The following is an 18,536-nucleotide window of genomic DNA, read 5'->3' on the forward strand; positions in this document are numbered from 1 at the left end:
CGCGGGAAAAACACAAGATTAGATTTTGCGGGTGAATGTCTGGCGTCAGCGCAGTTTCTATCGCGTGAAAAAATTAAACGATTGAAATAAATGAATTTTATCTAAACTCACGCTTCATTAAAAATCTCTGAAGCGTGCGAATTTGTCATTTGCCGTGATGTTGCGCTGCAAAAAGAGCGCCGAACCCACCTTGCCACGGCGAGAAAAATCACCGTGGCAAGGCCCCTTAACGGCAGAAATGAGGCGCATTTTTCTGTGATATTTCTAACCTTGGGTTGCGGTATTCGGCATACGCCGTGATTTGACCATGCCCAGGATTTTTCCCAGCAGGGCACGTTCAGTCAGCAGGATCAGTATTGCATAGATGGCGCCGCCCACGGCAGCACCGATAAGAACCTGAAGGGTGGCATTGGGAACGCGATCGGCGAGAAGGTGAAGCAGATAGCGCACCGCAACGGCCATCACGAAAGCGGCTATCATCGGTCGACTGCTGACATAAAGGCCCCGGAAGAAAGGCGTGTCGCTGGCCTTGAACACGGCCCAGGAGTAAGCGACCAGTGTGACCGCGTTCACGATGCAAAGCCAGACCATGGCGTCGATCAGCGTGCCATAAAGTGCGGCGAGCCACACTGCCACCGTGGTGACGATGGCGCGGATCGTCGCCGACCAGAACAATACGCGGCCGTAACCAGCACCCTTCAGATACGGGATGAAGGTGCTGCACGGTGTGAGAATGGCCTTGGACAGGGCGAGCAGCCCGAGGACAGGCCAGGCATAGGCCCAGTTCTGGCCGAAGATGACAAGCATGGCCGGCTCGGCCACGGCCCAGAGACCGAACATCATGGGCGCGAGCAGTACGGTCAGCACCTGCGTGCTGAACATCAACGCATCACGACGGCGCTGCGGGTCGTCCATCATGCGGCTGAAGGCGGGAAACAGAACCCCCATGACGGCGGATAAAACCACCTGGTTGGGAATGCTGGCGAAACGGTTGGAGGCGGAATAGGCGCCGGCATCCGCCAGACCCAGGTGACGGGCAATGACCACCATCGGCGATTGGAAGGTGACAAAATTGGCGATTTCCGAGCCCATCAGCCCCGAACTGAAGCCGAGAAGCGGCACCAGCCGGCGTGGCTTCATGACAAAACGCGGGCAATAGCGGGAAACGGCATAAAGCCCGACGAGACGGATGAGAGCTGCGGCAAAAAGCTGGATGATAAGTGCCCAGACGCCGAACCCCATGAAGGCGAGCGCGACCGCGACAATCGCTGCGATGCTCTCCGAGGCCATGCTCCAGAGCGCATCCTTGCTGAAGTTCATCCGTCGCGCCAGCAGCGAATAGGCGACATCGCCGGCAAGCTGCAATGGAATGAGGAAGGCCATGATGCGCAGCAGGTATGCGCTTTCCACCGCCCCCAGCAGTCCGCCGAAAAATTCCGCCCAGATGTAGAGGACGGCTGCCATGGAGCAGGAGATCGCCAGATTAGCCCAGAAGACGGTATGGATCGTTTCCATATCCTCTTCCTTCTCAACGATGAGAGCGGAGGTGAGCCCCGCGCCGGCAATCATGGTCAGGAACTGTACAACCGTTAGTCCTACCGCTACCACCCCGAATTCCTCCGGGGAAAGCAGCCTTGCAAGAATAGGGACCGTGACAAATTTAAGCCCGAATGTCCCTGTTTTTGATAAAACGCTCCAGCCGACATTCGTGGTGATGGTCTTTACATTTGGCGCTGGGGGCATACAAGCATCCTGTTTCTGGAGGCCGGCGGGAGGAAGCCGGTTGGGAGTTGCCGATACCATCGGGGCCGCTTTTAGGATCGGGCCCGACACTTCTTGATCAACGCAAGGGGCGAAACAATGGCAAGATTTACTGTCGTCATTCCCTACTATCAAAAGCAGCACGGTGTCCTGGGACGTGCACTCGCATCGGTTTTTGCGCAGACTTACCAGGACTTCGATCTTGTCATCGTCGATGACGAATCGCCATACCCGATCGATCAGGAACTTGCGGAACTTTCGCAGGAACAGAAAGACCGGATTCTTGTCATTAAGCAGGCCAATGCCGGCCCGGGCGGCGCTCGCAACACCGGTCTGGACAATGTGCCTGATGGCACCGACTACGTTGCCTTTCTTGATTCCGACGATATCTGGACGCCCGATCATCTGCGGAATGCGGCCTTTGCGCTCACGACCTATGGCGGCGAGTGCTACTGGGCGTCCATGCAGGCAAGTGACGAATTTTATTATCATTTCGCCATTTCCGAACTGGAGAAGAATGAGGGTGCGGCACGGCTTTCGGAGAAGCCGCTGGTGATCGAGCTGCCGGATCTCGCAAGCGTCATGCTGCGGAACTGGAGCTTCCTGCATCTCTCCTGCATGGTGATCGGTCGTCCTCTTTTCGAGAAGATCCGTTTCGATCCGGTGCTCAGACTGGCGGCGGAAGACGTGCTGTTTTTCTGCGATTCCATCCTTGCATCGAAGCGGACACTGCTCTGTGACGACGCCGGCGCGATGCGCGGCATGGGCGTCAATATCTTCCACAGCATCGACAATACCTCGCCGGAATTCCTGCGCCAGCAGTTCAATACCTGGGTGGCGCTCGATACGCTGGAGGGACGTTTTTCTCGCCGGCCGGCCGATGTGGCGTCCATCGCTTCCTATAAAAACACGGCGCGCAAACAGGCTCTCTGGAGCCAGGCTGGCAACCTGAAACGGCGCAAGGCTCCCGAATTCGGTTTGCTCCTGAAATGGGCAATGCGCGATCCGGCACTGCTGCGCGCCGCTTTCGAACTCGGCGCCGGAAAAATCGTCCGATCCAGATGAGCGAATTTTCGCCCGCAACAATTTATATGTTTTTCACCCAGGAGTGACCTCATGAAACCTTACCACTGGGAATCTCATCACGGAAATTTCGGTGACGATCTCAACCTGTGGCTGTGGGACTTTCTGCTTCCGGGCCTGCGCGATGTGCATGACGATGTCATGCTCGTGGGCGTTGGAACGGTGCTCAACGACGTTCTTTTGCCCGCCAAGCAGCGCAAGCTGGTGATCGGCAGCGGCTATGGTTATGGCGCGGTGCCGGATACCAGCACCGAGTTCTGGGATATCCGCTGTGTGCGCGGCGAAAAAACCGCCGCCAAGTTGGGGCTCGCTCCCGAAAAAGGCATTGTCGATCCCGCCGTGATGGTCACCGAGATGCCTGATTTCAAAGGGCTGCCAAAGCTCCACAAGAAGACTTTCGTCCCCCATTGGGAATCGGCGGAATTCGGCATGTGGGAAACCGTCTGTGAACCGGCAGGACTTACCTATCTCGACCCGCGCGGCGAGGCAAAAGCGGTCATCCGCGCCATTGCCCAATCGGAATTCATCGTGGCTGAATCCATGCATGGTGCAATCCTTGCCGATGCCTTCCGCGTGCCGTGGGTCGCCGTCAGCACTTCACCATCGATCAACAGCTTCAAATGGAGCGATTGGGCCGGCAGCGTCGGAGTCGAATATCAGCCGCGCTATGTGCCGGTTTCAACCCGCGCCGAAGCGGCGAAAAAGGGCTCACGCTTCTGGGGCATGAGCTTCCCCCCACCGCCCGCCCCCGTTGTCACCGCCGATTCCGTCTCTGCGCTTGAGGGCCGGGCGCATGAGGGCGATGTAATGGTGCGTCCGCAGGAAACGCAATCCCGCTCGTTGCGGAAGCTTGCCAAGCAGGTGCTGGCCGCACCTTCCACACTGGCGCTCTGGCAGGCAAGCCGAGCGGAACCGCGTCTTAGCCCGGATGGCAGACTGGAGGAACGCAAGGAGCGTTTCGCCGCCGTTCTGGAAACGGTGAAGCGGGATTATCTCTAGAGGTGAGGAGCGGATGTCGCAGAAAATTTTCTGCGGCTTTTGCTTGAGGACACCGTTGCCGCATCGCCATGCTTGGGTCTGTCCCGAGCATCTGCGACTGAACGCTTAGAGGATAAGCAAATCCCCGGGGACAAGCCCGGGGAAGACGGCAGAGATTTGTCGTGAGTTGTCTTTTCCCTTAGGAAACCGGCGTGCCGTCCAGCAGATAACGCACGTCCCGCACCGGCGCCGCTTTGCGGAAGCGGGCGGTCTTGTCGCTCCAGATACCGCTTGTAATGGCGGGCAGGGCGGGCAGACGCGCAAGGGCGTGGCTCAGCGCTCCGCCCACACCCTTCTGTTTTTTTGTATCGAGAAAATGGCGAAGCTCGAATTTGGCGCGGATGTGTTTCTCATGCTCGCGCAGGATCGCCGTTTCCTCTGCCGAGAGCCGGCAACCGGCGAGAATCGCCCTGTCTGCTTCGTAGAGAAGACGGAGATCTTCGGTTCGGTGGCGGCCACTCAGCGAGTTGCCGCGAACGATCGCACCGTAACCGCAATGACGGATGACCTTGTAGCGCGCGCCGGCCGCCAGCGCGCGCACGTAAAGTTCGTAATCCTCGCCAAGTCGTAGAGCCTCGTCATAACGCAGCGCATGTTTGTCGAGAAAGGCGCGGCGTATCACCGGTTTCAGGAAGCCGGTTTCCCCGCGCTCCACACCCGGCCTGGAAATATTGCCTTCGACGAATTCCGTCAGCGACAAAAACCGCGCCTGGGGCTCGAAGCGGGCCGGCTGCATGGAGGACGCGCCTGGAACGGATTGCTGGATGAAGGCGATATTATCGGCCACGAGGTCCCAGTTGTCATCGGCCAGCATGGCGGCGAAACGGCCGCGGAAGAAAAAATCGTCCGCATCGAGAATGCTGATGAGGGGAGCGGAGGAAATCGAGATGGCATGATTGCGCGCGGCCGATGGCCCGCGGTTGACGTCGAATCGCACCACCCGCAGGCGGCCCGTGCCGTCATCCGCCGCATGCGCCACGTCGCTCGTTGTATCGGTGGAACCATCGTCGATCACCACGACTTCACCGACCTCTGGCTCCGCAAGGGCGGAACGAATGGCGATATCGATGGTATCAGATGCATTCTTTGCAGCGATGATGACGCAAATGGGCTGTGAACCGCTCACCATGGGGTGTCCTTCTGCTTTGACGAACCTTCAGGATTTGGCCAGCAGAAAGTGTCAGCGATATGGATGCAAGCGATTTTTTGCGATGCAATAAAAGCGGATGCGAAAAAACTTACATATCCGTCAGCTTTGCCCCATGCGGCGGTGCGCTTTTTGCGGTGTCTGCCGCAATTGTTTCAGCGCTGAGGTCCCGGGAAAAGGTCTCCCGCATCCGGCGTTTTTCACGGGCGACCAGAACTAAAATCGCCACGAAGTAACCGACTTGCAGAATGACTGCGCAAATGAGGGTCTGAATGAACGCCGTATAGAAGGAGCCGTGGATGAAATATGTCGCAACCGCAAAAGCAAGCAAAGCACCGATCATGCTGAAAAAAACACGAGGTGCATACATGTTGCTCTCCTCCCGAGAACGATTTCTCCATTTTTGACTGCGCTGCGGCATTTTTCTTCTTTGCAGGAAATATACGATGAGACCGGTGCTGTTTCAACACACATATACTTCTTCTACCTCCCGCGGCATGAAATTTCGGTAATCTTGATTGGTAAATTCCTCAGTAACTGCCGATTCGCATCGATGACGTCGGCCAGACAACAGTGATGCCTGCTTCTGATAAGTCTAAAACCGCCTCCGGGGCGGGCCTTGCGGAGCGTCTGGCCGGCTCTGCAGACTTCGTTAACCATCTCGCCTTTAAAAAGTCGGTATTGATTCCTCGAAGAGCAGGGTGCCCGCGTGACGACGAGTTCAGAAGTAATCGCCTTTCCGGCAAAGAACCGCATTGCCGACGTAAAACGATGTGCAACCATGCTCGACCGGCTGCATGGTGTGGAGGCGAATGATTTCTGGCGCAGGGAGTGCCGTGAACTGGCCGCCCGTCTGACGGCGCTTGGCTATGAGGACGCCGCCATGCGGCGCGAGGTCATGGAATTTCAAAACGCCGTGCAGGCTGAATTGTGGGCGGTGGATGCCGCGCCCGAGGCACGCCGCGACAGCCATTGATGGTTCTTTTTCTTCATTAAAAAAGCCGGCGGGTTATAAACCAGCCGGCTTTTTTATTGGTTCCGGACGCCTTAGGAGGCGCCAGCGGCGCCGCGCGTGCGGGCAACACCATCCAGTGCGGGCTTGTATTTGGGATCGAGTCGCGCCGCATGCGCATATGACTTGGCCGCCTTGGCCATCTCACCGCGTCGCTCATAGACCAGCGCCTGGTTGGCCCAGGATTCCGCCACATTCCCGTCAAGCGAAATGGCGTGGTTGAAATCCGCGAAGGCGTTTTCGTCGTCATTGAGCGCGACGTAGGAAAGGCCGCGACCGTTATAGGGCTCCGGTGACGTCGATGACAACGAGATTGCCTTGGAGAAGTCCTCGATGGCCTGGGCATGCTGGTTACGCAGCTGGTAGATCAGGCCGCGATTGTGCCATGCGCGACCGTCGGTGGTTTCCAGCTCGATGGCGCGGGAGAAATCGTTGAAGGCTTCGTTGACGCGTCCGGACTGCCGGTAAAGATTGCCGCGACCGATCAGCGCCACATCGTAGCTCGGATTGATCTGCAGGGCGGCGTTGTAGTCCTGAAGGGCCTGCTGCTGCTGGCCGCTATTGCGGTAAACCAGCGCGCGGTTGGCATAGGCCTGGTAAAAGCGCGGGTTGAGCTGCAGCGCCTTGTTGAAATCTTCGATGGCGCGGCGCGAATCGCCGGCGCGGCCGTAGGCCGAGCCGCGGACGTTGTAACCCTCAGGATCCTGCGGATTGGCGTTGATGACCGAGGTGAGCGAGGCGATGTTTTCCTGCGAGCCCTGTGCGCGGTCGATCCTGAACACATCTTCCGTCTGGTTGGATGTCGCGCAGCCGGAAAGACCGGCAAGCACGGCGCAGACGACCAGAGAAGCGCGGAACCCTCTGTTGTTTTTTAATGGCAACCGGCGCGTGGAGGCATCGGCGTTTTTCACAACACAGGTGTCGACAGCGATCATTCGGTGTGGGTTCCCTCGCAGGCCGGTCTCACGGTCGTTTTCAAGAGCGTTCTCCGGCCACAAACACAAAGAGCGGCGGCGAATTGATCGCCCCCGCCCAACAAGCATTCAAAAACGTCCAAAAGACGGCCTATTAACGGCCTGCGCGGGGGCCAGCAACCAGACCTTCGCGCTGTGCACGCTTGCGTGCCAGCTTGCGAACGCGGCGAACGGCTTCAGCCTTTTCGCGAGCGCGCTTCTGGGAGGGCTTTTCGTAATAATCACGCATCTTCATTTCACGGAAAATGCCTTCGCGCTGCATCTTTTTCTTCAGGGCGCGGAGCGCCTGATCAACGTTATTGTCGCGGACTAGTACCTGCACGTTAAACCCGTTCCTTTAGTTTGGTTATCTTGCTGTGTGAATAAAGGCATTCGCACGCAAACAAAAAGTGGTTCATCCGGCTGTTGAGCCGGGCGATTGGTGACGTGCAATAACAGATCATTTGCAGCAAGTCCAGCCGGTAGCGCATATTCAGCCACAAAATGCGCGCCGTCGCGCAATCTTTCGGCCATGTCGAAACAAAACCATTGCCGCGTCGCAAAATGGATATTGCCTCCCATCCCGATTTGCCATGTGTATGATACGGGCCGGGGCTATGTTCCAGGCCTCTGGCCGGTTCTCGAGGAGCAGATTGCGAATGCGCAAATATTCCGTTTTTGCCGTGGCGCGTGAGGCGCTCAGGGGTCATAAGGGCTGGGATGCGCAATGGGCCTCACCCGAGCCGCGCAAGGACTATGATGTCATCATCATTGGCGGGGGCGGCCACGGTCTCGGAGCGGCATATTATCTTGCCAAGGAACACGGCATTACCAATGTCGCGGTTCTGGAAAAAGGCTGGCTCGGCGGTGGCAACACCGGTCGCAACACCACCATCATCCGCTCCAACTATCTCTATGAAGAGAGCATGGATATTTACGAGCATTCCCTGAAGCTATGGGAGGGCTTGAGCCAGGATCTCAATTATAACGTCATGTATTCGGCGCGCGGCGTGATGATGCTGTCGCACAATATCCATGACCGGCAGTCCTTCAGCCGTCATATCAATGCCAACCGTCTTTATGGCATCGACAATGAGTGGCTGACGCCGGAGCAGGCAAAGGCGTACTGTCCGCCGCTCGACATATCCGGTAATGCGCGTTACCCGATCAATGGCGCAGCCCTTCAACGTCGCGGCGGCACGGCACGCCATGACGCTGTCGCCTGGGGTTATGCGCGCGCGGCGTCCGACCGCGGCGTGCATATCATCCAGAACTGCGAGGTGACCGGCATTCGCCGCGGGCCTGATGGCGCGGTGACGGGTGTCGAGACCAATCGCGGCTTCATCGGCGCAAAGAAGATCGGCGTATCGGCCGCCGGTCATTCCTCCGTCATCATGAAGATGGCAGACGTGCGCGTTCCCTTGCATTCCAACCCGCTGCAGGCGCTGGTTTCGGAGCCGCTGAAGCCGATTTTCCCCTGCGTCGTCATGTCCAACACGGTGCATGCCTATATTTCGCAGTCGGACAAGGGCGAACTGGTGATCGGAGCTGGCACCGACCAGTATAATTCCTACTCCCAGACTGGTGGTCTGCAGATCATCACTCACACGCTCGACGCCATCTGCGAGCTTTTTCCGATCTTCCGGCGGGTGAAGATGATGCGTCAGTGGGGTGGCATCACCGATAACACGCCTGATCGTTCCGCCATCCAGAGCGTGACGCCCGTGCCAAACCTCTTCGTCAATTGCGGCTGGGGCACGGGCGGCTTCAAGGCGACGCCGGGTTCGGCCAATCTCTTCGCGCATCTCATCGCCCGCGGTGAACCGCATCGTCTGGCGGCCGGGCTGACGCTAGACCGGTTCCGTACCGGCCGCCTGATCGATGAGGCTGCCGCTGCCGCGGTGGCGCATTGATGCTGGCGGCGGCCATGCTTGCGATCAATATATCAGGCGCGGCCGAGGCCGTGCCCGCCGGTAGCGTCATTCCCGGGGCCGAGGATTTTCGCAGCCAGAAGATTGCGAAGATGCAGGGTGAGAAAGACTGGCCCTTCACGGCGGAAAAAGGCCTGCTTTTGTGTGCTCCCAGCCTCGCGGACAAGATGGTCTATTTTGTCGGAGAGAATGAGGATGGCGAGCAGGATTATCCCTTCGCGATCGACACCGACATGATGGCGGTCGCCATCGTCAATATGGGCCGGGCCTCGGCGTTGCGCCCCTTCGATAATTTTGAGCAGCTTTTAAAGCGGCTTTCCCCTTTTGTAGCCATGGGGAAGCGGCTGTGTGACCAACCCGCCGGAACGATCCTTCCGGAAAATTCTCTCTAGGTGGAGCGACGATGCTTCTGATCCATTGCCCCTATTGCGGGGAAGACCGTTCCGAACTGGAATTCCGCTGGGCGGGCGAAGCCCATATCGCCCGGCCGGAAAACATCGCCGATATTTCCGACGAGGCCTTTGCGGAATATTTCTTCATCCGCGACAACGACAAGGGCCTCGTTTTCGAGCGCTGGCGTCACATTCACGGCTGCGGCCGCTTTTTCAACGCCGCCCGCGATTCGGTGAGCGACAGATTCCTGATGACCTACAAGGCGGGTGAACCGAAACCCGATATTGAAACGGTCCTTTCGGCAGAAAAGGGAGCCGGGCAATGAGCGGCGATTATCGTATCAAGGGCGCAGGCCGTCTCACGCCGGCGAGAACCGCGCGCTTTACCTTTGACGGCAAGATTTATCCTGCGCTGGAGGGCGATACGGTTGCATCAGCCCTTCTGGCCAATGGCGTGCATCTGATCGGCCGCTCGTTCAAATATCACCGTCCGCGTGGTTTCCTGTCCGCCGGGCCGGAGGAGCCGAATGCGCTGATAGACGTGTCCCGTGACAGCCTGCGCAAGCAGCCCAACGTGCGCGCCACGGTCCAGGAAGTCTTCGACGGCGCGATTATCGCCTCGCAGAACCGTTTCCCGTCACTGTCCTTCGATCTGAGCGCCATCAACGATCTTCTGTCGCCGATGTTCGCGGCCGGTTTCTACTACAAGACGTTCATGTGGCCGAAGGCCGCCTGGCACAAGATTTACGAACCGCTGATCCGCCGCGCCGCCGGCCTCGGCAAGGCGCCGAGCGAGCCGGATGCGGATCATTATTCCGGACGTTATGCCCATTGCGACGTGCTGGTGGCCGGCGCCGGTGTCGCCGGTCTCACAGCTGCGCTTTCTGCCGCGAAAACTGGCGCCAGCGTCATTCTGGTGGATGAGAATGCGGACGTCGGCGGAGCCCTGCGTTTCGATGCCGGCGCGGTCATCGACGGTCTGCCCGGTTATGAATGGGCGCAGAAGGTTTTTGCCGAGCTGAAGTCCCTGCCCAATGTGCGGGTTCTGACGCGCACGACCGCCTTTGGTTATTACAACCACAATTTTGTCGCGCTCGCCGAACGCGTCACCGATCATCTCGCGACGCCGGCCAAACATCAGCCGCGCGAGCGCCTTTGGCAGGTCCGCGCCAAAAAGGTCGTGTTGGCGGCCGGTGCGATCGAGCGCCACATGGTCTTCGCCAACAATGACCGGCCTGGCATCATGCTGGCTTCGGCCGCCCGCACCTATCTGAACCACTACGGCGTCGCCGTGGGCCACAATGTCGGTGTCTACACCGCTCATGATTCCGCCTATGAGACTGCCTTCGATCTGAAGAAGGCCGGGGTGCAGATCGCCGCCATCGTCGATTGCCGCGAAAATCCGGACCAGCGTCTGCTGGACGAGGCCCGGGCACTCGGCATCGAGGTGCTGGCGGGTCACAGCGTTTACAATACCGCCGGCCGCCTGCGCGTATCTTCCATGACGGTCGGCCGCAATGGCGGGTCGAACAAGCGCAAGATCGCCATCGACGCGCTAGTTGTCTCCGCCGGCTGGACGCCTTCAGTGCATCTGTTCTCGCAATCGCGCGGCAAGCTCAAGTTTGACGCGGCTAACCAGCGTTTCCTGCCTGACATCCATGTGCAGAACTGCGTCTCCATCGGCGCCTGCAATGGCACGGATGATCTTTCGGCGCTGATCGCCGAGGCCGCGGCTGCGGGTGGCGGCGCGGTGGCGTTTTCCGGTGAAAACGCCCGGGCCTGGACAGGCGGCATGATTGGTGCGGCGGAGGGTGCAGGCGAGGGCACCGGCGTCAAGGCTTTCATCGATTTCCAGCACGATGTCTGCGCCAAGGATATTCGCCTTGCCGTCCGCGAGGGCATGCATTCGGTCGAACACATCAAGCGCTTCACCACCAATGGCATGGCGTCCGACCAGGGCAAGATGTCGAACATGCATGGCCTTGCCATTGCATCGGAAGCGCTCGGCCGGGATTTGCCCAAGGTCGGCCTCACCACCTTCCGCCAGCCCTATACGCCGGTTACTTTCGGCACGCTCATCAACCATTCACGCGGCGCGCTGTTCGATCCCGCGCGCAAGACGCCGATGCACGACGAAGAGCTGGCAGCTGGCGCGGTATTCGAGGATGTCGGCAACTGGAAGCGTGCCTGGTTCTTCCCGCGGGCGGGCGAGGACATGCATGAAGCGATCAACCGTGAATGCAAGACGGTTCGTGAGAGCGTCGGCGTGTTTGATGCCTCAACCCTCGGCAAAATCGAGGTGGTTGGCCCGGATGCGGCGAAGTTCCTGAACCTCATCTACACCAATGCCTGGGATACGTTGAAACCCGGCCGCTGCCGTTATGGCATCATGACCCGCGAAGACGGCTTCGTTTACGATGACGGTGTTGTTGGGCGCCTGGCCGAAGACCGTTTCCACGTGACGACGACGACGGGCGGCGCGCCGCGCGTTCTCCAGCACATGGAGGACTATCTCCAGACCGAATTCCCCGATCTCAATGTCTGGCTGACATCGGCAACCGAACAATGGGCCGTGATTGCCGTGCAGGGGCCGAAGGCGCGCGAGGTTATCGCGCCTTTCGTCGAGGGTATCGACCTTTCGCCGGAGGCCTTTCCGCATATGGCGGTGGCGGAAGGCAAGTTCTGCGGCGTGCCGACGCGGCTTTTCCGCGTCTCCTTCACCGGCGAACTCGGTTTCGAAATCAATGTGCCTGCCGATTACGGCGCGGCCGTCTGGTCTGCAATCCGGGAGAGGGCTGAAGCCGTCGGCGGCTGCCTCTATGGTACCGAGACAATGCATATCCTGCGTGCCGAAAAGGGCTATATCATCGTCGGGCAGGATACGGACGGCACCGTGACGCCCGATGATGCCGGGCTTGCCTGGGCTGTCTCCAAAAAGAAAACGGATTTCGTCGGTATTCGCGGTCTGAAACGCCCCGATCTAACGCGCTCCGGCCGCAAACAGCTTGTCGGCCTGAAGACGAAGGACCGGCTGACCGTTCCGGACGAGGGCGGTCAGATCGTTGCCGATCCGAACCAGCCAAAGCCAATGACCATGCTCGGCCACGTCACTTCAGCCTATTGGTCGGAAAATCTCGGCCATTCCATTGCTTTCGCCTTGGTGGCGGATGGCAGGGCGCGCATGGGCGAAACGCTCTATATTCCGCTTGCCGATAAAACCATTGCCGTCGAAGTGACCGACATGGTCTTCCTCGACAAGGAAGGAGCCCGTCTCAATGGCTGATATGCTGCACGCAAAACGCAAATCTGTGCTTGAGGATTTTCACGGCGGTTCGCCCTTTGTATCGCTGAAGCCTGCGGCTTCTGCCTCGCGGTTGTCGCTACGGGCACGCGACAGCGCCGTGCCGGCGCTGTCCGAAGCGCTCGGTCTTGCCCTGCCGACCAGCCCGAAAAGCTCGGTCACCTCTGGTCTGCGATCCGCTCTGTGGCTCGGCCCGGATGAATGGCTGGTGATCGATCAGGGCGAAAGCGATCTCATGGTGGCGCTTGCCGGCGTTTCCGGCCTGTTTTCGGCAACTGATATTTCCCACCGCAACACCGCCATCATCGTTTCCGGCGCTGGCGCGGAAGCAGCTCTCAATGCCGGCTGCCCGCAGGACCTTTCTCTTGCGAGGTTCCCGGTAGGTGGCTGTTCACGCACTATTTTCGGCAAGGCGGAAGTGGTCCTGCTGCGCACGGCGGATGACACATTCCGGGTGGAGTGCTGGCGCTCCTTCGCGACCTATGTCGGTGGGCTGCTGCAGGAGGCGGCTGAGGACGTGGCGGTTTAACTCTCTGTCCAACCCCGCCATTCCACCCATCGCCCATGGAAATCGGCGCGGCCGATTTCCTGCTTTTCGCCGCCCGGCCAGATTTGAAGCATAATTGCAGCACCGCCGGGCGTCGCATCCGCTTCCATTTGCAGCCGGGCAAGCGGGGCGTCCGGCGTGGCGCGGGCGCCGGCCTCGGCAATCACAGTCTCGCCGGCCTGTTTCAGGTCATCGGGCAGATATTGCCAGGCGACGGAATGATAGATGACATGGGCAGCGCCCGGATATTGCGTGGCAAGGCGGCGTTGCAGCCAGTCGACAGCGTCGGCCTTCTCGACATGCAGAGCGTGTTCCATCGCTATGCGCAGGGCGGCGGCCGTTCGTTCCAGCCTGTCGGTCTGGTCGGCCCAGACATAGGACATCAGCCGCAGACGATCTTCCGCGGATGACGGATCAAGTGGGTTGATATCGCAGCCGGCGCGCTCGATGACGTCGATCCGCTCATGGGCGGGGGTGTCGCCGCGCCATTCCGGTGACAGGAAAACATCGGACTGTTCACCCCAGGCGAGATCGCCGAGGCGATATCGGTAACGGTCAAATTGCAGGTTGAGGCCAGCGCTGGCTCCGACTTCGGAAAGCACCAGCGGCTTGCCCGTCATTTTCGCAATCGAAAGAAAGCCAGGCAGCAGAACGGCAGAACGGCGAACCTCGTTGGTCTGCGGCGGTGATTGCAACCTTTCGAGGATGAAGGCGGAATGAAAACGCAGGGCGTTTGCACATGCCTGCCAGAGCGCTTCTTCGTTTTCCGGCGGAATATCGGCGAGCGGCGCGATCTTTTCCTCTATGGCAAGCGCATGCAGGGCGCCGGCCAGCCGCAGCGGTACGGAATCTCCGGATGGGCCGACATCGCCGGACCAGGACAAAATTCGCTCGCCGACCTCTGTCTGGCGGTCGAGCCTTGTTGCCATGGCGCGGCAAAGCCGTGCGGTGAAGGGAGAGCCGAGGCTGTCGCAGGCTCTTGCCTGAACGAGAAACGCATTCCTCACGGCTTCGTCATGCATGCGGTCTCTCCCTCGTGGGTTTCAGGCGTCCTCCGGCCTGTCCTCCGGATTGAACTGGCTGATGGTGGTCCAGCGCGCGGTTAGCGCCGGCTTTTTCTCGTTTTCGATTTCCACCGTCACATCGTAGGTGGTCATCAGCATGGAGGCTCCGCGAAAGCGCGTCTCCGCCAGGGTGAAACGGCCGCGCACGCGAGCACCGCTTTTGACCGGAGCGACGAAACGAATGGCGTCAAAGCCGTAATTGATGCCCATGGTCTGCTCGCGGATGCGCGGCAGGGCGTCGTAATTCAGGGCCGAAAGCAGAGACAGCGTCAGGAACCCATGTGCAATGGTGCCGCCAAAGGGACTTTCCGCTTTGGCGCGTTCCGGATCTGTGTGGATGAACTGGTCATCCAGTGTTGCTTTTGCGAAGCTGTCGATCATTGTCTGGTCGACCGTGATCCAGTCGGAAACGCCCATTTCTGTGCCAACGTGGTTTTTCATCTCGGCCAGCGCAATTTCTTTTGTCATGTTACCTCGTCCGCATTGTCTCCCGCGACTTATACGGCTCGTGACGCGACGGGATCAACCGCGCAGATAAAACACCACCGAACGGGCTGGAAGGAAGGCGGGGTTACCGAAATCCGTGCCGATGGCGGACCAGCCATCGCCCGGCAGGGTGAAAGGCACGATCTCACGGCTGCGGTTTATCAGCACGGCAAGTTCAGCGTCGGCACCAGTTTCCCGGTCGAGGGTGGAAAGCACCATGGCAAAAGCCTGCGCAATTGGCCTTTCCCAGTCTGCCGTCGTCATCGGCTCGCCGGCGGGGGCGAGCCATATCACATCGCCATGGCCTGAGAAGAAGCCTGTCCCCGAAAACACGTCGAAACGTTTGCGCAATGAAGCGAGAAAGGCCGTATGGTCGATCAATTCGCGGGAAAGCGATGACCAGTCGACCCAGCTTATCTCATTGTCCTGGCAATAGGCGTTATTGTTGCCTTGCTGGCTGCGGCCGCCCTCGTCGCCCGCCGTGAGCATCAGGGCGCCGCGAGAGACGAAAAGCGTGGAAAGCAGCGCCTTCACATCTGCAATCCGGGCTGCTCCAATGACGGGATCGTCTGTCAGCCCCTCAAAACCATTGTTCCAGGAATGGTTGTCATTGTGGCCGTCGCGATTGCTCTCGCCGTTTTTCTCATTGTGCTTATGTTCGTGGCTGACGAGATCGTACAGGGTGAAACCGTCATGGGCAGCGAGAAAATTGACGCTGCGGGTGTGCTGGCGGCCATGGCGGGAAAAGATCGGCGAGGAACCGGAAAGCGCATCGGCCAGCGCCCCGGTCGTGCCGGTGTCCCCGCGCCAGAACCGGCGCATGTCATCGCGGGCGCGATCGTTCCATTCGAGGAAGCTTTCCGGAAAATTGCCGAGCTGGTACCCGCCGGGGCCGATATCCCACGGTTCGGCGATTAGCAGGCGGTCATAAAGCAATGGGTCCGAATGCATGGCCGAGAGCGTTTCGCTTGCCATTTCGAAGCCATTGGCCGTTCGTCCGAGCACTGGGGCCAGATCAAAGCGGAAACCGTCCACGCCGGCACTGAGAACGAAATGCCTGAGAGAATCGATAATAAGCTGCCGGATATAGGGATGGTCGCAGGCGACCGTGTTGCCGGTGCCGGTATCGTTGACCAGAACCCCCGGTTTGCCCGGCGGGTGACGAAAGGCGGTGAGATTGTCGAGCCCGCGCAGCGATAGAACCGATCCTTCGATATCGCTTTCACCCGTGTGGTTGAAGACCAGATCGAGAATGACACCGATGCCCTGCGCATGCAGCGCTGCAACCGTCTCGCGCAGTTCGCGCACGCCACCGGGACAGAGTCGAGGATCAAGCGCCATGAAGCCGACGGGATTATAACCCCAGGCATTGGAAAGGCCGAGAGGCGGCAGGTGACGCTCGTCGATCCACGCGGTAATCGGCATCAGCTCCACCGCGTCGACGCCGATTTTTTTCAGGTGGGCGAGGATGGCGGGATGGGCGAGCGCGGCGACGGTGCCCCGGATGTCTTCCGGCACCTCGGGATGCAGCTGTGAAAAGGACTTCACGGAAAGTTCGTAAATCAGCCCACCTTCGGTGAAAAGCGGGGGTTGGCGCTTGAACGGCTCATGGCTGGCAAGAATTGCCTTGGGCACGATGTGGCCCGTTTCCTGACCAAAGGCAAAAAGGGCTGGATCATGCCGGAAGGAACGGTCTATCTCCCTGGCATAGGGGTCGAGCAGTAACTTTGCGGGATCGAACCACAGGCCATGTTCGGGCGAATAAATACCGTGAGCGCGAAAGCCGTAACGCGTACCCGGACCAGCGTCGGAGACGATCAATCCGTGAATGTCGCCTTCGCCGCGCACCATTGGCAGGCGCGCCATCTCTTTTTCCCCGGCCGTATCGAAAAGACAAAGATCGATCTGGGAGGCGTGCCGGGAATAGACCGTGAATTCCGTTCCGTTTTCCGTCTGCAGCGCGCCTTTGGGGAAAACGGAAGGTGTCTGCATTATCTGTCTCCGCTAGATAATATCTCTTCTGAAAGGTATCGGCAGAATAGGAGGGTTGGAAACCCTCCTCCGTCATCCTCGAGCAAGCCCGAGGATGACGCCGAGCAGGGCGGCGGACGTGTCACTCCAACGAGTTGCTTTGTGAACTCATCGTATTGTGCCCGGCGCTCTCAGGAGAAAGCAGCGCCGCAGCCAGCTTATGTGATAACGCTCGGCGCGCTTCGTCCCGTATGGGCCTTGATGCCGGCGATCGTATCGGCAACTGCAATCAGGTCGGCGAGCGCTTCCTGCGTTTCGATGCCGTGACGCGCCGCGTCCGGCTCGTAACGCTCGACATAGAGACGAAGTGTGGCACCTGCCGTACCGGTGCCGGAAAGGCGCAGCACGATGCGCGAACCGCCTTCGAACAGGATGCGGATACCCTGGTTCTTGCTGACGGACTGATCGACCGGATCGTGATAGGCAAAATCATCTGCCGCGGCGACCTTCAGATTGCCGTAGCTGGTGCCGGGAAGCGTCGCGAGCTTTTCGCGCAGGGTCGCCACCAGCGTGTTGGCGGCGTCCGAATCCACTTCCTCATAGTCGTGGCGGGAGTAATAATTGCGGCCATATTCGGCCCAGTGCTTTGTGACGATGTCCTTCACGCTTTCCTTGCGGGCGGCGACGATGTTCAGCCAGTAGAGCACGGCCCAAAGACCATCCTTCTCGCGTACATGATTGGAGCCTGTGCCGAAGCTTTCTTCGCCGCAGATCGTCACCCTGCCGGCATCCATGAGGTTGCCGAAGAACTTCCAGCCGGTTGGAGTCTCGTACATGCCAAGGCCGAGCTTTTCGGCGACACGGTCAGCTGCCGCACTTGTCGGCATGGAACGGGCGATGCCGGAAATGCCTGCCGCGTAACCGGGTGCCAGTCTGGCATTCGCGGCGATGATCGCCAGGCTGTCTGATGGCGTGACGAACATGCCCTTGCCGACAACCATGTTGCGGTCGCCATCGCCATCGGAAGCAGCGCCGAAATCGGGGCCTTCCGGGCTCATGACGTCGTCATAAAGCTCCTTGGCATGGACGAGGTTCGGATCGGGGTGATGGCCGCCGAAGTCCGGCAGCGGTGTAGCATTGCGGACCGAGCCCTTCGGAGCGCCAAGCCGCTTTTCGATGATCTCAACGGCATAAGGGCCTGTGACGGCGCTCATGGAATCGACCACGACCTTGAAGCCGCCGGCGATGAGGGCACGGATGGCATCGAAATCGAACAGCTCTTCCATCAGGGCGGCATAATCGGCGACCGGATCGATCACCTCGACCGTCAGATCGTCCACCTTGAAGCTGCCCACCTTGTCGAGGTCGATATCGGCGGCATCGGAGATTTTGTAGCTGTCGATGACCTTGGAACGGGCATAGATCGCGTCGGTGATCTTTTCCGGGGCGGGACCGCCATTGCCGATATTGTATTTGATGCCGAAATCTTCGGTGGGGCCGCCGGGATTGTGGCTGGCGGAAAGCACGATACCGCCGAAGGCCTTGTATTTGCGGATGATGTTGGATGCGGCCGGCGTGGAGAGAATGCCGCCCTGACCGACCAGAACCTTGCCGAAGCCGGCGGCGGCGGCCATCTTGATCGCCTTCTGGATGACTTCGCGGTTGTAGTAACGGCCATCGCCGCCGATCACCAGCGTCTGGCCTTCAAAGCCCTCAAGCGCGTCGAAGATCGACTGGATGAAGTTCTCGGCGTAATTTTCCTGGGCGAAGACGGGCACCTTCTTGCGCAGGCCTGAAGTGCCCGGCTTCTGGTCCTGATAGGGCTTCGTCTGAACAGTCTTGATCATTGG

At 59.4% G+C, this 18,536-nt stretch carries 17 protein-coding genes; 8 read left to right on the forward strand and 9 right to left on the reverse strand.

What is annotated here, in order from left to right; all coding sequences use genetic code 11:
* Positions 1-264 precede the first annotated feature (264 nt).
* Entirely contained in the window at positions 265-1,743 is a 1,479-nt protein-coding gene (locus ACZ47E_RS14830; protein WP_072495019.1) for a lipopolysaccharide biosynthesis protein, read from the reverse strand.
* A 117-nt stretch (positions 1,744-1,860) separates the two neighbouring features.
* Here ACZ47E_RS14830 and ACZ47E_RS14835 point away from each other — a divergent pair, with 117 nt between their 5' ends.
* Together ACZ47E_RS14835 and ACZ47E_RS14840 are read left to right on the forward strand one after the other, a co-directional pair.
* The gene (locus tag ACZ47E_RS14835; protein WP_278067698.1) at positions 1,861-2,826 is read left to right on the forward strand and encodes a glycosyltransferase family A protein; all 966 of its coding nucleotides are present in this window, start codon (positions 1,861-1,863) and stop codon (positions 2,824-2,826) included.
* 51 nt (positions 2,827-2,877) lie between these two features.
* Positions 2,878-3,843, forward strand: a complete 966-nt coding sequence (locus ACZ47E_RS14840; RefSeq protein WP_004437706.1) for a polysaccharide pyruvyl transferase family protein — start codon at positions 2,878-2,880, stop codon at positions 3,841-3,843.
* 178 nt (positions 3,844-4,021) lie between these two features.
* Here ACZ47E_RS14840 and ACZ47E_RS14845 read toward each other — a convergent pair whose 3' ends face one another.
* Together ACZ47E_RS14845 and ACZ47E_RS14850 are read right to left on the reverse strand one after the other, a co-directional pair.
* Positions 4,022-5,011 carry a glycosyltransferase family 2 protein gene (locus ACZ47E_RS14845; RefSeq protein ID WP_278067697.1) on the reverse strand — a complete coding sequence of 330 codons (990 nt, stop codon included), beginning with the start codon at positions 5,009-5,011 and terminating at the stop codon, positions 4,022-4,024.
* A gap of 109 nt (positions 5,012-5,120) precedes the next feature.
* Complete coding sequence (locus ACZ47E_RS14850) at positions 5,121-5,399, reverse strand: exopolysaccharide production repressor protein (RefSeq protein WP_004437712.1); 279 nt, start codon at positions 5,397-5,399, stop codon at positions 5,121-5,123.
* Between the two features lie 339 nt (positions 5,400-5,738).
* Here ACZ47E_RS14850 and ACZ47E_RS14855 point away from each other — a divergent pair, with 339 nt between their 5' ends.
* On the forward strand, positions 5,739-6,005 hold the full coding sequence (locus ACZ47E_RS14855) for a DUF6074 family protein (protein ID WP_004437715.1): 267 nt from the start codon (positions 5,739-5,741) through the stop codon (positions 6,003-6,005).
* Positions 6,006-6,076: 71 nt separating this feature from the next.
* Here ACZ47E_RS14855 and ACZ47E_RS14860 read toward each other — a convergent pair whose 3' ends face one another.
* Positions 6,077-6,976, reverse strand: a complete 900-nt coding sequence (locus tag ACZ47E_RS14860) for a tetratricopeptide repeat protein (protein ID WP_006698105.1) — start codon at positions 6,974-6,976, stop codon at positions 6,077-6,079.
* Between the two features lie 133 nt (positions 6,977-7,109).
* Positions 7,110-7,337, reverse strand: coding sequence for a 30S ribosomal protein S21 (gene rpsU / locus ACZ47E_RS14865; RefSeq protein WP_003508541.1), 228 nt, complete (start codon positions 7,335-7,337; stop codon positions 7,110-7,112).
* 316 nt (positions 7,338-7,653) lie between these two features.
* Here rpsU and ACZ47E_RS14870 point away from each other — a divergent pair, with 316 nt between their 5' ends.
* Genes ACZ47E_RS14870 through ACZ47E_RS14890 form a run of 5 tightly spaced genes read left to right on the forward strand, consistent with a single transcriptional unit; the run spans position 7,654 to position 13,147 of the window.
* Complete coding sequence (locus ACZ47E_RS14870) at positions 7,654-8,907, forward strand: sarcosine oxidase subunit beta family protein (RefSeq protein WP_003522141.1); 1,254 nt, start codon at positions 7,654-7,656, stop codon at positions 8,905-8,907.
* Complete coding sequence (locus tag ACZ47E_RS14875) at positions 8,907-9,317, forward strand: hypothetical protein (protein WP_004437734.1); 411 nt, start codon at positions 8,907-8,909, stop codon at positions 9,315-9,317. Before ACZ47E_RS14870 ends, ACZ47E_RS14875 begins: the two co-directional genes overlap by 1 nt.
* Before the next feature lie 11 nt (positions 9,318-9,328).
* Positions 9,329-9,643, forward strand: coding sequence for a sarcosine oxidase subunit delta (locus ACZ47E_RS14880; protein WP_004437737.1), 315 nt, complete (start codon positions 9,329-9,331; stop codon positions 9,641-9,643).
* A complete protein-coding gene (locus tag ACZ47E_RS14885) occupies positions 9,640-12,600 on the forward strand; it encodes a sarcosine oxidase subunit alpha (RefSeq protein WP_278067696.1) in 2,961 nt (986 codons plus the stop codon). Before ACZ47E_RS14880 ends, ACZ47E_RS14885 begins: the two co-directional genes overlap by 4 nt.
* Positions 12,593-13,147 carry a sarcosine oxidase subunit gamma gene (locus ACZ47E_RS14890; protein ID WP_108081706.1) on the forward strand — a complete coding sequence of 185 codons (555 nt, stop codon included), beginning with the start codon at positions 12,593-12,595 and terminating at the stop codon, positions 13,145-13,147. The genes ACZ47E_RS14885 and ACZ47E_RS14890 overlap by 8 nt, the downstream gene beginning before the upstream one ends.
* Here the strand turns inward: ACZ47E_RS14890 and ACZ47E_RS14895 are convergent.
* The 4 genes from ACZ47E_RS14895 to ACZ47E_RS14910 form a co-directional block, all read right to left on the reverse strand.
* Positions 13,144-14,187, reverse strand: a complete 1,044-nt coding sequence (locus ACZ47E_RS14895) for a DUF2332 domain-containing protein (protein ID WP_278067695.1) — start codon at positions 14,185-14,187, stop codon at positions 13,144-13,146. The genes ACZ47E_RS14890 and ACZ47E_RS14895 overlap by 4 nt on opposite strands.
* A gap of 21 nt (positions 14,188-14,208) precedes the next feature.
* Positions 14,209-14,697, reverse strand: coding sequence for a MaoC family dehydratase (locus ACZ47E_RS14900; protein ID WP_004437750.1), 489 nt, complete (start codon positions 14,695-14,697; stop codon positions 14,209-14,211).
* Positions 14,698-14,751: 54 nt separating this feature from the next.
* On the reverse strand, positions 14,752-16,707 hold the full coding sequence (gene glgX / locus ACZ47E_RS14905) for a glycogen debranching protein GlgX (RefSeq protein WP_278067694.1): 1,956 nt from the start codon (positions 16,705-16,707) through the stop codon (positions 14,752-14,754).
* A gap of 197 nt (positions 16,708-16,904) precedes the next feature.
* Positions 16,905-18,533, reverse strand: coding sequence for an alpha-D-glucose phosphate-specific phosphoglucomutase (locus ACZ47E_RS14910; RefSeq protein WP_006698100.1), 1,629 nt, complete (start codon positions 18,531-18,533; stop codon positions 16,905-16,907).
* Positions 18,534-18,536 lie beyond the last annotated feature (3 nt).

Source organism: Agrobacterium sp. 5Ca39 (assembly GCF_055382365.1).